The following is a 14,910-nucleotide window of genomic DNA, read 5'->3' as shown; positions in this document are numbered from 1 at the left end:
AATATATTGATAATTATACAACATAATGTAATTATCATATTTATTTGTGTCTTTATGTCTTCGTGGTGAAATTTTTTCATGACTGATCCGGATTAAAGAAACTGCCCTGTCATTATCCCACATGAGTTTCTTGCCAAATGAGAATGGCCGTATTATTTTCATATTTATAGCTCCGGCTCCTGTTACCTGAACCACTATTCAGGGGGGAAACGTCATGTTCAATCATACCTCGCCATCGTACCGTAAAATATGGATACGTCTTCTTCTTGTTTCATTTACGTTTATTATGTGGGGAACACCGGCGACTGTCCACGGGCAGCAGACATGGAATGCATGGAAGTTCCGCATGCCCATAACCCTTACCGGCCGTGATACGGAAACTGCCGGCCTTGTCCCGGTCGATGTGACATTTTCGCTGTACGCTCACCAGTGTACCAGTCCCGAAAAGGAAATCCGCCTTATCCTGATGACAAAGGAAGGAGAAAAAGAGATTCCTTTCCAGCTCTCGGGGCTCTCGACATGGACGAAAGATACCGACGGCCGGCGGAGTTCCCCGACGGTCAACGGCATGATAACCTTTTTCGATGAAAAGAATGGGGCGGACGATGCCGAATACGCACTGCTGTACGGAAATCCGGATGCGAAAACGCCAGACTACCCGACCGACCTGAAGATTACCGGGAAAAAACCCGCATGGACAGTGGAAAACAGCGCCATGACCGTGCAGTTTCACGGAAGAAACCAGTCGCTCCCCGAAAACACCAATAAAGATTCAGGCCAGATATCCCGTGTCACCCTGAAAAAACATTCGGAGATACCATTTGCGACTTCCGAGGGAGTCCTTCACTGGAATCCGGGCATCTTTGTTCCCTCCCGCGGCTGGATTCACTCGTTTGCATGGGATCCCCCCGAGAAATGTGAAATCACGCAGGGTCCCCTGTTCGTCGAGATTCGCCGCAGCGGCATCTTCCCCGGAATACCCGAAGCGCGGCTGTCGATTACCTACCGGATATTCACGAACCGTTCATACGTAGAATCCGGAACTGTCGTGGAAATCCTCGATGATATCGGAGTAGTGGCGCTCCGTAACGATGAAATGATATTCCCAAAAGGATTCTTCTCTCATGTGGCATGGGAGAGCAACAGAACACCGGTTGTCAAACGGCTCGACGAATTCACCCCGGTCAACCAGCACGGCGATATTCTGCGTCTGCGGGATGACACTCCCTTCGTCACATTTTTCAGTCCCGACAAAAGCATCGGCGCCGCCTCGGTTCGCGAGGAATATGCCACGATAGGCCCCGGCGGCGCGCCCCCGACACTTTTCGACAATGCGACCTATGTCTCGAACGGAGATCTCCAGTACTGGTTCCGGCCGCTCGTTTATTTCCATATCGACTGGGACCGGAAACAGCTCATCACCGTGCCGAAAGGATCGGTGTATTCCGAGCGGAACATCTATTTCTTCTATGCAACAGATGGGGATCGACCCATTGGAGATGTTATCGCTCTCAGCCACGCGGTTCGCTCAAAACCGGATATAAAACTCGGCCCGTATAAACTGCCGCCGGCGAAATAAAAAAGGAATGAAACGCGGATTTTTACGGATTACGGCATGATTATGATTTTACATTGAAAAAACTGTGTCCGTATGCTTTCCTGCCTGTAACAAGACTTTTTGGGTGTACTCTTGTTTTATTCAGCTTCTTGAATCCTGAACAGGACATCTCTGTTCTCAACATACCTCCTTCTCCACCCTATAAATAAAAATTATTAAACAATAATTTCACCTGAATTCGTTTTATATATAAAAAGCTGTGTATACCGGTATAATGACGTTTTACCACCATTTCGCGTATAGAGGTTATAAATGGTTTTAAAATCCGGAATATCCGAATCCGTGGATATATGGGACAAGGGATGGCCGCAGACACCCGAGGAACTGGGAATGCTTGTCGATGCATTTGGTGATAAACTGGTGCTCACCGCTTTTCGGCGAGTCGGTAATCTCAGCGATGCGGAAGATGTGGTGCAGGAGGTTTTTGTCCGTGTATATACCGAACGCTTAAAACGGTCGAAGATACTTCATGTGAAACCATATCTTTACACAATGGTAATCAATATGTGTACCGATTTATTGCGTAAGCGCAAACGGCCGGAGTCGTATTTCGACTCGCTGTCTCCCGATGAAATCTCACACAATGGCAGCAATCCCCATGAAATAACCGTTGCCAGGGAAGAACTGTTCCGGATTGAAAAGCTTTTGGGACGATTGCCCAAAGCTCAGGCTGATGTTGTCCGTCTCAGGGTATTCGAGGAACTCCGTCTGAGTGAAATTGCCGAAGTAGTCGGCTGCTCGCTCGATACTGTCAATTCACGGTTACGGTATGGATTCAGAAAATTGAGAAAGATAGTTGCAAAGGGGAACATATAATGGTAATCACATGTCGTGAAGTCCGAAAATATCTGGATAATTTACTTAATGAAAACTCCGTCGGCGAACCATATTCCGAACTGGCCGAGCACATGGTAAACTGCCAGAATTGCAGCCATGAATACGAAATGGCACAACAGATACTCGCTTCCATCACGCCTGTCCAAAAAATACAGGCTTCGCCCGGTTTGAAGCACCGTATTATGACTGAAATCGATGTAAGAGCCGAAATAACATCGCCTTCCGAAGCGATCCCGTTCCGGAAGCATTTCAGAGGCTGGAAAATTCCTTCGGTGGCGGCAGCTTTCATACTGGTGATGTTATCACTTCTCTATATGACACAAAATTTCATTAACGACAACCAGAGCGCTCCGCAATTGCTTTCCCGGGCATGGGCAGCTGAGGAATCGCTCTTCAAAGGAAACGATATTGTCCATATAGTCAACGAAATTCTGGTCGAGCCGGTATCGGATCCCGTACTTACCCGGGTACGGTGGTTTCCGGTCACGGCGATCAGTGAAACAGGTAAAATCCGAACACATCAGCTCAATCTTCCGGCAGAACCGCTTGAACAGTATACGGTCAGGGACGAATCATGGTTCGAATTCAAAACCGGCCGGTTCGCACATATTTTTTCCGTCGACGGCATACCGGTATGCGCAAACTCTTTTGACGGCAAGGCTGTTTATACTCTCGATAACATGCAGTCGGGCGGATGGCAGATTCACAGCTCAACCGTAACCGATACATTCCAGCCTCCGAAAAATCCTGCAGAATATCTGGGAATCGGAGTGGGAATGTCAAACGAAATCAATCCCAATGATGTATTTCTCGAACCTGATGAAAAACACAAGGACAGTCCCGGATTCCGTTTTGTCAGGGCTGATTTCAAACTCGATACTCCCGTGAAGGTACCAATACCTTATCTGATTTTCAAAATCCGCGAGAGCGACAACATTCTCATGGAAATGGAATGGGTCTCTGAAAAAGAATCCATGATGAAAATCCGCCGCGTTTCAGTTGCATCAGCCGAAAAACAGGATATCCCGTGGAGCCTGACCGGAACGGACAGTCTCGCAAACTCCGCTTCAAAACCTCCCAAAGCAAGCATCAGGTCCGATATGGTCATCACGGATGTTTCCGTCCGTCATATGGTAAGGACCGCCGATTTCGACACATACGTTTTCGCACATAATCCTCCCTGGACAGACCATCGTGAAATCACCGATATTCTCGACTTAGTCAGTCCGCCCCACAGGATGTTCAGTATTTCATATCGTGCAGGGGATGGCCGCCATGTTGTATTTGTCCAGTCACCCACCTACAACATGATGTTAAAAAACATTATGAATAAAAGCACCCTGAAATATACTTCGCCGAATGGATTCAAGGTGTGGAGCGGGTCTTCTGATACATGGCTGGCAAATATACTTCTCACCAGCGCCCGATCAACGATCAAGGATATACCGTCGAAAGATGTATCGGGATATATTCTCGAATCTCCGGATGGTACTTTCCCCTGCCTCGCTGTCAACGGCACATTATCCGATAACGAGCTGCACAATCTTGTCGACAGCCTGGTATCCGCAAAAGACTACCGGGAAAAGTAGAAAAGTGGTAAGCGTAATCCACTTGACATGAAAAAAAGTTCTGTCTTTTCAAAAAACAGACCGAATAATTAATGAGAAATAATCATGGAGTTGGAAAACGGAATGAAGTATCTCAGGATATGCCAGCACGTCATGAATTTTACGGTTGCATCCAAAAAACACATAATTTTTGCCGTTGTGCTGTCATGTGTGTTCAACATGTTCACGGTGGCTTATGCTCATTGCGGTAATACTATTACAGAAACAGGGAGAGGCTTCGTTATTCTTGAAATGAATCATGCGGACATACAGGATATGAATTCATCGCTACAACGCAGCGGTTATCCGTCGTTCTCAAAGAAAATTGCAGGTATCGGTATTGGTGGATATAGTATATCATGCAACAGAATAGTATTCGATGGCTATGCCATGTTGTACATACCGGCCAAAAGGCACCTGACCATGGATGGCGTTCGGCACGATACATCGCTGAGCGGATTGTTTGGAGTTTATAATATCGGTTATTGCATCTACAATAAAAACGGAATCGGAATCTTTCCACTCGTCGGAATTGGTTTTGGCGGACTGAGATTTTCCATCAGGGACAGGAGCGATCGCACATTCGATGACATCCTGAAAAAACCGAACGGAACCACATTGAGTTCCGACATGATAGTGACATTCAACTGCGCGCTTGGAATAGATAGAATGATCTTCACAAGAGAAACAGGCTATTTTCAACGCGGTTTCGCTACGGGTATACGGATAGGTTATAAATACAGTCCGCAGAAATACGGATGGACAAACGTCGTTGAAGGACCTGATATATTTTTAACAGGCCCCTATATCAACCTGACCATCGGCGGAGGATATAATAAAAAGAAACAGTGACACAATAAGCCCTTTATTCGTAAAAATATTATACCACGAAGACACAAAGACACAAATTTATATAACATATTATTCGTACTATTCTTAGCAATTATTTAACTTTTACACCCAAAAAGATTTAAAAAAACAAATCCGCGTAAATCCGTCCGATCCGCGTATATCCGCGTTCTATCAAACCTTGTGAATTGATCGGAATAACTCCATTCGGAACACCTCCGCGCTTGACCTTCAAAAAAAGTATCGCTATATTATTTGGATAGTTCAACGGAACATGCTATCGTGCTATTGTATATATATTTCATATACTTAGATATATTCAGCCGCTGCATTTTCATTACGGATTTCATGGACACCCGTGAATCCGGTTACATTTTTTCCCCGGAAACCAGACATGAACACCAAAGACAGCATCTTCGTCAAGGGCGCACGCGAGCATAACCTCAAGAATATAGACGTCACCATTCCCCGTAACACGCTCACCGTCATCACCGGTCTTTCGGGCTCTGGGAAATCGTCTCTTGCCTTCGATACGATCTATGCAGAGGGTCAGCGGCGGTATGTGGAAAGCCTGTCCGCATATGCCCGTCAGTTCCTCGGGCTCATGGAGAAACCCGATGTGGAATACATCGACGGGCTTTCACCAGCCATTTCGATCGAGCAGAGCAAGGGTTCCCACAATCCGCGCTCAACGGTTGGTACGGTGACGGAAATCTATGACTACCTGCGGCTCATGTTCGCGCGGCTCGGTGTACCGCACTGCCCCAATTGCGGCAGGGAAATCAGCCAGCAGACCCCGCAGCAGATCGTGGACGAGGTCATGTCACTCCCGGAGGACACCCGTATCCAGATACTTGCACCCCTTGTGAGGGGGCGAAAAGGCGAATACCGCGATGTTTTCAAACGAGCGCAGGCGGACGGCTATATCCGCGCCAGGGTGGACGGCGAGATCAGGAGTCTTGAAGAGGAGATTATTCTTGATAAGAATATAAAACACACCATCGAAGTCGTCATCGACCGTCTCATGGTATCCAACAAGATACGGACACGGCTTACCGATTCGGTCGAGACCGCTCTTAAGCTTGCGGACGGGCTTGTCATACTCAACGTACCCGAAACCGAGGACCGTCTCTTCAGCGAGCACTTCGCCTGCCATGAATGCGGGATAAGCCTTGCCGAAATCGAACCGCGGCTTTTCAGCTTCAACAGCCCGTACGGTGCTTGCCCCGTATGTTCGGGTCTCGGAACCCAGCTTGAGATCGACCCCGAAAAGGTTGTCCCCGATGACTCTATCTCTGTTATGAAAGGCGCAATAAAACCGTGGGGAGTCCCCCGCGGCCACTGGTATTACGCTCAGATTCTCAGTGTAGCGGATCACTACGGCGAAGACCTCACGAAACCGTTTGTGAAACTGTCGAAGAAATTTCGCGATATCGTGCTGTACGGTTCGGGTAAAACATCGATCAGATTCAAGTATACAAGCGCGAGCGGCCGCGCACGGGGTGAGTATTACGGCCCGTTCGAAGGTGTCATTCCCAATCTCGAACGCCGCCACCGTCAGACCGAGTCGCAGGAAATCCGGACATGGATCGAGGGTTTCATGCGTTCGATGCCCTGCCACGAATGTAATGGCGCACGCTTGAAAAAAGAAGCGCTGGCAATCACATTCAGGGGCAAAAATATCAACGACATAACGGTAATGTCGGTCGACGAGGCGCTCACATTTTTCAATTCTCTCGAACTCCGGGAAAACGAGGAACTGATCGCCCGTCAGATACTCAAGGAAATCAAGCAGCGGCTCGGATTCATGAACAATGTGGGGCTCGACTATATCACCATCAACCGGACGACCGGTACCCTTTCCGGCGGCGAAGCCCAGCGCATAAGGCTCGCTACCCAGATCGGCAGCCAGCTTGTCGGGGTGCTCTACATTCTCGATGAACCCTCCATCGGTCTCCACCAGCGTGACAACAAAAGACTGCTCAGCACATTGCTTTCCCTGAGAGACCTCGGAAACACAGTCCTCGTCGTCGAGCACGACCGTGAAACCATGGAGAACGCCGATTACATCGTCGATCTGGGTCCGGGTGCCGGTGTACACGGCGGAAAAGTGGTAGCTTACGGGCCGCCTTCCTTTATCAAGAGCTCATCGTCGCTCACCGGACTTTACCTTTCGGACAGGGCAAAAATCCGGATGCCGGCAAACCGCCGCATGGGGAATGGCCAGAAATTGACACTCAAGGGCGCGACTGGAAACAACCTCAAGTCCATTACAGTCGATATTCCGCTCGGACAGTTCATCTGTGTAACGGGCGTTTCCGGATCGGGGAAATCGACCCTTATCAACCAGACGCTCTTTCCCACTCTCTCCACAAAACTCATGCGGTCGAGCATGGATTCGCTGCCGTATAAAAATATTCAGGGACTTGAACATATAGATAAAGTCATCAGTATCGATCAGTCCCCCATCGGCAGGACACCCCGATCGAATCCGGCAACCTACACCGGGCTTTTCACACCGCTTAGAGACCTGTTCAGCCAGATACCCGAGGCAAAAGCGAGGGGATACAAACCCGGGCGGTTTTCGTTCAATGTCAAGGGAGGACGGTGCGAGCGATGCCAGGGCGCAGGCATCATCAAGATCGAAATGCATTTTCTGCCCGATGTATATGTACCATGCGAGGAATGCAAGGGACGGCGATACAACCGTGAAACGCTCGACATACGGTTCATGGGCCTTACTATCGCCGATGTCCTCGATTTAACCTGCGATGAGGCTCTCGATACATTTCAGAATATACCTGTCCTGCACCGTAAGCTCAAAACCCTGAAAGACGTGGGGCTCGGCTACATTCATCTCGGCCAGCAGGCGACGACGCTTTCCGGAGGCGAAGCCCAGCGTATTAAGCTGGCGAGCGAGCTTTCACGGGTCAGTACCGGGAGAACGATCTACATTCTCGACGAGCCGACAACAGGACTTCATTTCGCAGATGTGGAGATGCTTCTCGGTGTCCTCGCGCGGCTTGTGGATATGGGAAACACGGTCATCGTGATCGAGCATAACATGGATGTGATCAAATGCGCCGATTACATCATCGATCTCGGTCCGGAAGGCGGAGACCGTGGTGGAACGATAGTCGCCAGAGGCACTCCCGAAGAAATCATCCGGATCAAAGAATCATATACCGGTCAGTATTTGAAAAGGGAGATTGAAAGTCTGGCATGTACGGAATGATGCCGGAATATTCAGGAATGACAGCCCGATAAATATATCCGGCGAAAAGAACGGCATTGTCTGTCTGGCAGCCGCGAAACACTCATAACTTCTTACAGTCCGAGACAACCCCTCATGCATTTGATCATATCGGAAAAGTGGTTGTTGGTGAGCCTGTAACAGAAATTACCTTCTTCCCTGACCTTCTGGACAATTCCTGCGCTTTTTAGAATTTTAAGCTGCTGACTGATAATAGGCTGAGGAAATCCGAGCATTTCCGACAATTCCATGACCCGAAGACTTTTCGTTCGGAGGGCATCGATAATTCGGATACGGATGGGATTGCCGAAACCTTTGAAGATTTCAGCAGCAAAATCGATTTTTTTGGGATCAACGGTCTGTAGATTCATGTCATCTGCTCCTTCACATGAAAATATATAGTAATATTACTATTGAGTCAAGGGAAAAATCAATGTAAACTGAATATTTTATAAAAGATGTAAATGTCTAATCATTATAATTATCAGTTGATCATTGACTTACGCTCTGCAAAATGGTATATTCAAGTGTTATTGATAACTGCTCATTTTTCTTTTTGGAGACAATGAACAAGAATAATGGAAGATGAAAAAAACGCTCCGCAAGAAGTTGATAATCACTCCTCATGGCGGATCACACTGACAGTAATGTTCATAGCCCAGTTTTTATCAGGAATGGGCTTTTCTTTTATATTCCCCTTTTTACCGTTTTACTTTCGGCACCTCGGCGTTAAAACCGAATCAGGCGCGATGATGTGGATAGGCTGGTCATCCCTTGTTTTCGGGATTACCATGGCTGTCTCGGCACCGATCTGGGGAGTTTTTGCCGATCGGTACGGCCGTAAAATCATGGTGCTTCGCTCCATGTTTGCAGGGTCGATAATCCTCGGTCTGATGGGAGTTGCAACTAACCCGTGGCATCTCATGTTCCTCAGGTTTTTCCAGGGAATGACTACCGGTACGGTTTCGGCGTCCATTACGCTTGTATCGAGCGTCACACCATCGGCAAACCTCGGATTCAGCCTGGGCCTCATGCAGACAGCTGTACTGCTCGGAAGCTCGGCCGGACCGCTCATGGGCGGCGTTCTTGCCGATAATTTAGGTTTCAGAATTCCCTGTGGTCTTGCCGCTATCATGCTTTTTATCGGCGCTATCGTTGTCATTTTCTGGGCAATCGAACGGTTTGTTCCTCCTCGAAACAATAAAATCGAGGGATTTAAAACCATGGTCGGCATTCTCAAAACCCCCGGTTTTCTTGTCATTATGGCAATCTTTTTTTTAGTGTACATGCTTAACACCATGTTTATACCCATACTGCCATTTTATATCGAGAAACTGTCGGGCGATCCGTCGAAATCGGCAACGCTCACGGGCATATTTGTCGGCGCTTTCGGTCTTCTTTCCGGTATTTCCGCCCCTCTTTTCGGAAAACTCGGCGACCGTATCGGTCACATCAAAATACTGATTACATCACTTGTACTTGCAGGCCTGTTTTCTATTCCGCAGGCAATGGCTCACAGCGTCTGGGTTCTTTTCATCGAACGGTGCCTCATGGGACTCGCAGCCGGGGGAATCATCCCATCGGTCAATACTCTTGTATCGAATTCAATCTCCCGCGATAAAGTCGGCAGCGCTTTCGGTCTTACCGCGAGCGTCACCTGCCTCGGTATCGGTGCGGGGCCCCTTATCGGCAGCACTTTGGCGTCACTATTCGGTTTGCGTCTGCCGTTCGTCATCATGGGTATCCTTGCACTTTTAATCAGCCTGAGCGTATATAAAATGGCACATCACCATACACACGGAATTGCTCCCGCTCAAAACAACAATTGATACCGGGGCAATAGTTTATTAAATTATATGGTATTATGTGAATGATAAAAGGCATAAGGCATAAGTAACAAGGTAATATATATACACTGTCTTTATACATCAGAATTACATCGTTATACATAATTATTCCTTTTGACAAAAGAGAATCGAATATAATGATTCCGGGGAAACACCATGAATCTCAAAGAGTTTGTTGATCCGCCAAAGCATTGTCGCCCTTCGCCGTTCTGGTCATGGAATTACCGAATGGAACCCGCTGAAATCGAAAACCGTATCCGCGACATGAAGAAAAGGGGATTCGGAGGTTTCTTCATGCATTCACGGACGGGGCTTCGCACGCAGTACATGAGCGACGACTGGATGAGGGCTGTCCGCCGCGGGATCGAAGTAGCCCGTGAAGTCAAGATGGAAGGCTGGCTGTATGATGAGGACCGCTGGCCGAGCGGATTTTGCGGCGGTAAAATATCGGAAAAAAAGCCCGAAAATCTCGCAATGGCTCTTACCTGGACAGAAGATGTTTCCGTATTGAACGAAAACGAGCTAAACGATGTTATTGCATTTACCCGGAAAAATTCCGGCGGCGCTCAGGAGATTCTGACTGAAAAGCCGGAAGACATGACCGGAATCGGGGCATTTTATGTGCGGCGGTATACACGGGGGCATTTCTGGTTCAACGGCGAAAATTATACCGACCTGCTCAATCCACAGACCGTTCAGGATTTTATCGAAGCCACCCATGAGCGGTATTCAAAGCTTTTCCGGTATGATTTCGGCGAATATATGCCGGGAATTTTTACCGATGAACCGAATGTGAACCGCACCATCAGGTGGTTCGACAGGGATGACCACCGCCCGTTCTCGTTCCCATGGACGCCGGGATTCGAGACATATTTCGAGGGACTGCATGGTTATTCTCCTGTTCCGAAGCTCGTCCATCTCCTTACAGGTACTGAGGAAGGATTTAAATTCCGTCACGATTTCTGGCGGGCTGTCAACGAGCGATTCATCGAAGCGTTCACCATCCCCATCTCACAGTGGTGCAAAGAACACGACCTCAAGTTTACGGGGCACTACCTGTACGAGGACGATTTCTACCCCATGATATCGTCGGGAGGAGCAGTCATGCCTCACTATGAATACATGGATGTCCCCGGTATTGACCACCTTCAGCGCGGGATATATCATCCGTGGACGATCAAGCAGGTCTCCGGTGTGGCGAACCAGATGGGCAAAAAAAGGGTGATCTGTGAAATCTTCGGAGCATCCGGGTATTCCATGAGCTTTGAGGATATGAAATGGATCGCCGACTTCAACTGTGCTCTCGGGGTAACGTTTCTTTGCCCGCATCTCGTACAGTACTCGATAATCGGCGAGCGGAAACGTGATTTCCCGCCGACATTTTCCTATCACCAGCCATATTGGGATCATTTCAAGGTCATCAACGACTATCTCGCCCGCATTTCGTGGACAGCAAGCCAGGGAAAAGGAACGGCAAAAGTGCTCGTTTTAACCCCGATTACCTCGGCATACGGTGCATACGATATCGGCGGCGAAAACGGCGGCGAACAACTCAAAAAAATCGAAGATTCCTACCATGCGGTTGTTGAGGAATTCATCGCGGAACACATAGCGTTCGATCTCGGAGAAGAACGTATACTCGCCCGTCACGGCAGGGCTACGGGAACCACATTCTCGGTCGGAAACGCCGATTATTCCTGTATCGTGCTTCCCCGCGCGCTGACATGGCTTTCCTCCACAATGGAGCTTCTCGAATCGTTTACCGGCCCGGTCATCATCATGGGTGAAGCGCCATCAAGAATTAACGGCGAGCCGGACGACCGCATATCGTCATATCTCACAAAGCCGAATGTAACCGTCATGCCTGATGATCCCGCCGGTGCAGCGACGACAGTGATCGAAAAAACGGGGCGCGATGTATCCGTCACGCTCCCGGACGGCTCACAGGCGCGCGGAGTAATTGTCAATCACCGTATCGAAGCGGCGGCGCATCTCCTGTTCCTCGCAAACACCAGCCGCTCGGAAACCGCGGACGTTACTATTACGGTCGATGCCGTCGGCGGAGTTGTGGAGCTCGATCCGGTTACGGGAAGAGGCTACCGGTATGCTTCAAAACTCTCCGAAGGCCGCACGGTTATCGAGACGACCCTTAATCCGGCGGGCAGCAGGATTTTTCTCATTGACCAGACCCAGACATCTGTTTCGGCTCTTACGGAAAATATATCCGAAGAAATTCTGACCATCGAGGGACCCTACGCCTTCGACCGTCTTCACGAGAACGTTCTCACAATCGATCGCTGTTCCCTCGAATTCGACGGTAAGAAGATTTTAACCAATGTACCGGTCTGGAAAGCGCGCCGTGAAATCTGGCGTCATACGGGCATTGACGAATTCGACGGTTATCAGCCATGGTTAATCGAGACAAAGAATGTGCGCACCCGGACGAACAGGACTGTGCTCACATTTACCTTCGAGGCACGCGGGATACCGGAACATCTCGAACTTTCCATGGAAAGCGCCGAAAAATTCACCATTGAAATCAACGGCACCACTATCGAACCCTTTGCAGGCAAATGGCATATCGACCGCAACATACCCGCGCTCGACCTCAGCGGGCATGTCATCGAGGGAACCAACACCATAAAGGCCACCACAGACTTCCTGTGGGACACTGAAATAGAAAATGTGTATATTGTCGGCGATTTTGCGGTCGGAAAAGAAGAGGAAGGTTTTCCCATCATCACCGAGAAAGAGACTCTCGATGCAGGAAGCTGGGTCGATCAGGGATACCCGTTTTATTCCGGATCGATGATCTACAAAATGGAATTCGAACTGGGTTCAATTGAATCCGACCGATATGAAATCGATCTTTCCGGCGCAAAAGGGAGCACTTTCTTTGTCGTGGTCAACGAGACAGAAGTCGGCGAAATATCCTTCCCGCCATACCGTGGGGATATAACCGGGGCATTGAAACAGGGTGTCAACACCATCGAAATCGAGGTGATCAGTACGCTCCGGAACACCCTCGGGCCGCTTCACCATATCGACGGCGACAACCTTAAATGGGCTGGCCTGGAACAGTTCATCGATTCAAAACCCACTGATGAACAGGCACGCGTTACCGGAATCCGCGATACATGGACAGACAGCTATAACTTTATCCCGTACGGGATTATCGCACCTCCGAAACTCGTCAGGATTACCCGTCAGCAACAGTAAACGGCATCGTAGAGGGCATCAGGGAATCAAGACTGGTAACTTTTTCGGGATTATGTGGCGGTTTTACCTCACAGCAGCCCATAAATTCTAACGCACAAACCGGATGCCTATCACAAACCCGGGCCACAGACGTTTCCACTGGTTTCCCGATTTATCCTCGCTCATCGACCATGATGCCAGATCGGAACCATCATTGACCTTTGAAACAAGGTAATTGAGTGTCGGGCCGCCATACACCGAGAACGATTCGCTTACATTCCATCCACCCAGTATCCGGAATCTGGTCAGCTCGTTCAACCGGTCAGTCCAGACGTCATCTTCCGATATATGCTGGATGAGAGCATCGATATCCACATAGTACGAATCACGATAGCGTATATGTCCGCCGAAACCCCACCCGAGCGACCAGCGGAACGTGTCGCCTGCCTGCACTCCCATGAATACCAGATTATGAAAATAATCGGTTCCGGAGCGGTAACCCACATTGATAAACCGTGATTCGTCAATCCACGCATCATATTTGACCGGCACATCCGAAGCCCGCGAGACCAGACCTATCGGTATAACGCCCTTTTCACCGGATACATTGAACATTCCGATCTGAAGACCGCATTTCATGTTTTCGGCAACATTAGCTAATCCGCTTACCTGGACACCTCTGAAATCACCATTAACGATACTGGCAAGCCCGCCTATCTGGATTCCCTCGAAATCATTGTCACTGACATTAGCGAGTCCGGCCGCCTGCACAGCTTTTACATCACCATTGACAACATTGGCGAGCCCGCTTACCTGAACGCCCGTAATATCCTTGTTGGTCACATTTGCAAGACCGCTTACCTGCAGGGCTTGTACATCGCCGCCCACGACATTAGCCAGTCCACTTAACTGAATTCCTTTAATATCCTCGTCACTGACATTGGCGAGTCCGGCCACCTGCACAGCTTTTACATCGCCATTCACAATATTGGCAAGCAGGCTCACCTGAGCGCCCGTAAACTCTTTATTGATAACATTCGCAAGACCACCAACCTGGAGAGCCTTCATATTGCCATCCACGACATTAGCCAGTCCACCTGTCTGAAATCCCCCGACATCGCCCCTGATGACATTGGCGAGCCCGGTGACCTGCAGCGCTGTCACATCGCCATCGATCACATTGGCAAGCATACTCGCCTGTATTCCCGTAAAGTCTTTGTTGATTACATTTGCGAGACCGCCAACCTGAAGAGCCTTCATATCGCCATCCACAACATTAGCCAGTCCGCTTATCTGTATTCCCATTATATCGCCATCGACAACGTTTGCGAGTCCGGCTGCCTGAATTCCGACAGCGTTATCACCCACGACATTAGAAACTCCCGAAACCAGAACTCCCGAAGCATTTTCGGAATATTCGTTCGAGTATATACCAAGCCCTATACCACGCAGTCTGGCGGCTTTCCCGCCAGGAAGATTGAAAGAAACATAGTTCGTTACTTTTCTGTCGCCGGCAATTAACTCGCCGATGCTGTATCCCTTCCAGACCGATATATTGACCGGCATATTCACATACGACGATTCCCAGTCGTTATTATTCTGTCCTTGTACCGCTGCCGGAATCAGGAATGCTGCAAACAGAATAAGACCAAACCGTTTCATGATGACCTCCCGGGGTGTGTTTTAATAAGCATGCAATTG

At 48.9% G+C, this 14,910-nt stretch carries 9 protein-coding genes; 7 read left to right on the top strand and 2 right to left on the bottom strand.

Features of this window, described 5'->3' with window-relative positions; translation table 11 throughout:
- The first annotated feature begins 214 nt into the window (after positions 1-214).
- The 5 genes from LLG96_16375 (at position 215) to uvrA (ending at position 8,146) form a co-directional block, all read left to right on the top strand.
- Entirely contained in the window at positions 215-1,579 is a 1,365-nt protein-coding gene (locus LLG96_16375) for a hypothetical protein (protein ID MCE5251786.1), read from the top strand.
- 291 nt (positions 1,580-1,870) lie between these two features.
- Positions 1,871-2,434 (top strand): RNA polymerase sigma factor, encoded by a 564-nt coding sequence (locus LLG96_16370; protein ID MCE5251785.1) that lies wholly within the window; start codon positions 1,871-1,873, stop codon positions 2,432-2,434.
- The gene (locus LLG96_16365; protein ID MCE5251784.1) at positions 2,434-4,044 is read left to right on the top strand and encodes a hypothetical protein; all 1,611 of its coding nucleotides are present in this window, start codon (positions 2,434-2,436) and stop codon (positions 4,042-4,044) included. The genes LLG96_16370 and LLG96_16365 overlap by 1 nt, the downstream gene beginning before the upstream one ends.
- Before the next feature lie 84 nt (positions 4,045-4,128).
- Entirely contained in the window at positions 4,129-4,914 is a 786-nt protein-coding gene (locus tag LLG96_16360) for a hypothetical protein (protein ID MCE5251783.1), read from the top strand.
- A 391-nt stretch (positions 4,915-5,305) separates the two neighbouring features.
- Positions 5,306-8,146 carry an excinuclease ABC subunit UvrA gene (gene uvrA, locus LLG96_16355; protein ID MCE5251782.1) on the top strand — a complete coding sequence of 947 codons (2,841 nt, stop codon included), beginning with the start codon at positions 5,306-5,308 and terminating at the stop codon, positions 8,144-8,146.
- A gap of 92 nt (positions 8,147-8,238) precedes the next feature.
- Here the strand turns inward: uvrA and LLG96_16350 are convergent, their stop codons facing one another.
- Positions 8,239-8,535: a metalloregulator ArsR/SmtB family transcription factor gene (locus LLG96_16350; protein MCE5251781.1), complete on the bottom strand. Its 297-nt coding sequence runs from the start codon at positions 8,533-8,535 to the stop codon at positions 8,239-8,241.
- A gap of 207 nt (positions 8,536-8,742) precedes the next feature.
- On the opposite strand from LLG96_16350, the gene LLG96_16345 reads away from it, so the two are divergent.
- Positions 8,743-9,993: an MFS transporter gene (locus LLG96_16345; protein MCE5251780.1), complete on the top strand. Its 1,251-nt coding sequence runs from the start codon at positions 8,743-8,745 to the stop codon at positions 9,991-9,993.
- A 174-nt stretch (positions 9,994-10,167) separates the two neighbouring features.
- A complete protein-coding gene (locus LLG96_16340) occupies positions 10,168-13,230 on the top strand; it encodes a hypothetical protein (protein MCE5251779.1) in 3,063 nt (1,020 codons plus the stop codon).
- A gap of 87 nt (positions 13,231-13,317) precedes the next feature.
- Here the strand turns inward: LLG96_16340 and LLG96_16335 are convergent, their stop codons facing one another.
- Positions 13,318-14,871 (bottom strand): hypothetical protein, encoded by a 1,554-nt coding sequence (locus tag LLG96_16335; protein ID MCE5251778.1) that lies wholly within the window; start codon positions 14,869-14,871, stop codon positions 13,318-13,320.
- Positions 14,872-14,910: the final 39 nt, after the last annotated feature.

The sequence above is a fragment of the bacterium genome, from assembly GCA_021372535.1.
Classification (GTDB): domain Bacteria; phylum Latescibacterota; class Latescibacteria; order Latescibacterales; family Latescibacteraceae; genus JAFGMP01.
Note: the sequence above shows the minus strand (reverse complement) of the source record. Positions and strands in the feature narration are given on the sequence as shown.

Excerpts from the sequence above, each read along its gene's own strand:
- LLG96_16360 (MCE5251783.1), top strand. The coding sequence starts at position 4,129 with ATGGAGTTGGAAAACGGAATGAAGTATCTCAGGATATGCCAGCACGTC.
- LLG96_16375 (MCE5251786.1), top strand. The coding sequence starts at position 215 with ATGTTCAATCATACCTCGCCATCGTACCGTAAAATATGGATACGTCTT.
- LLG96_16340 (MCE5251779.1), top strand. The coding sequence starts at position 10,168 with ATGAATCTCAAAGAGTTTGTTGATCCGCCAAAGCATTGTCGCCCTTCG.
- LLG96_16365 (MCE5251784.1), top strand. The coding sequence starts at position 2,434 with ATGGTAATCACATGTCGTGAAGTCCGAAAATATCTGGATAATTTACTT.
- LLG96_16370 (MCE5251785.1), top strand. The coding sequence starts at position 1,871 with ATGGTTTTAAAATCCGGAATATCCGAATCCGTGGATATATGGGACAAG.
- LLG96_16350 (MCE5251781.1), bottom strand. The coding sequence starts at position 8,535 with ATGAATCTACAGACCGTTGATCCCAAAAAAATCGATTTTGCTGCTGAA.
- LLG96_16335 (MCE5251778.1), bottom strand. The coding sequence starts at position 14,871 with ATGAAACGGTTTGGTCTTATTCTGTTTGCAGCATTCCTGATTCCGGCA.
- LLG96_16345 (MCE5251780.1), top strand. The coding sequence starts at position 8,743 with ATGGAAGATGAAAAAAACGCTCCGCAAGAAGTTGATAATCACTCCTCA.
- uvrA (MCE5251782.1), top strand. The coding sequence starts at position 5,306 with ATGAACACCAAAGACAGCATCTTCGTCAAGGGCGCACGCGAGCATAAC.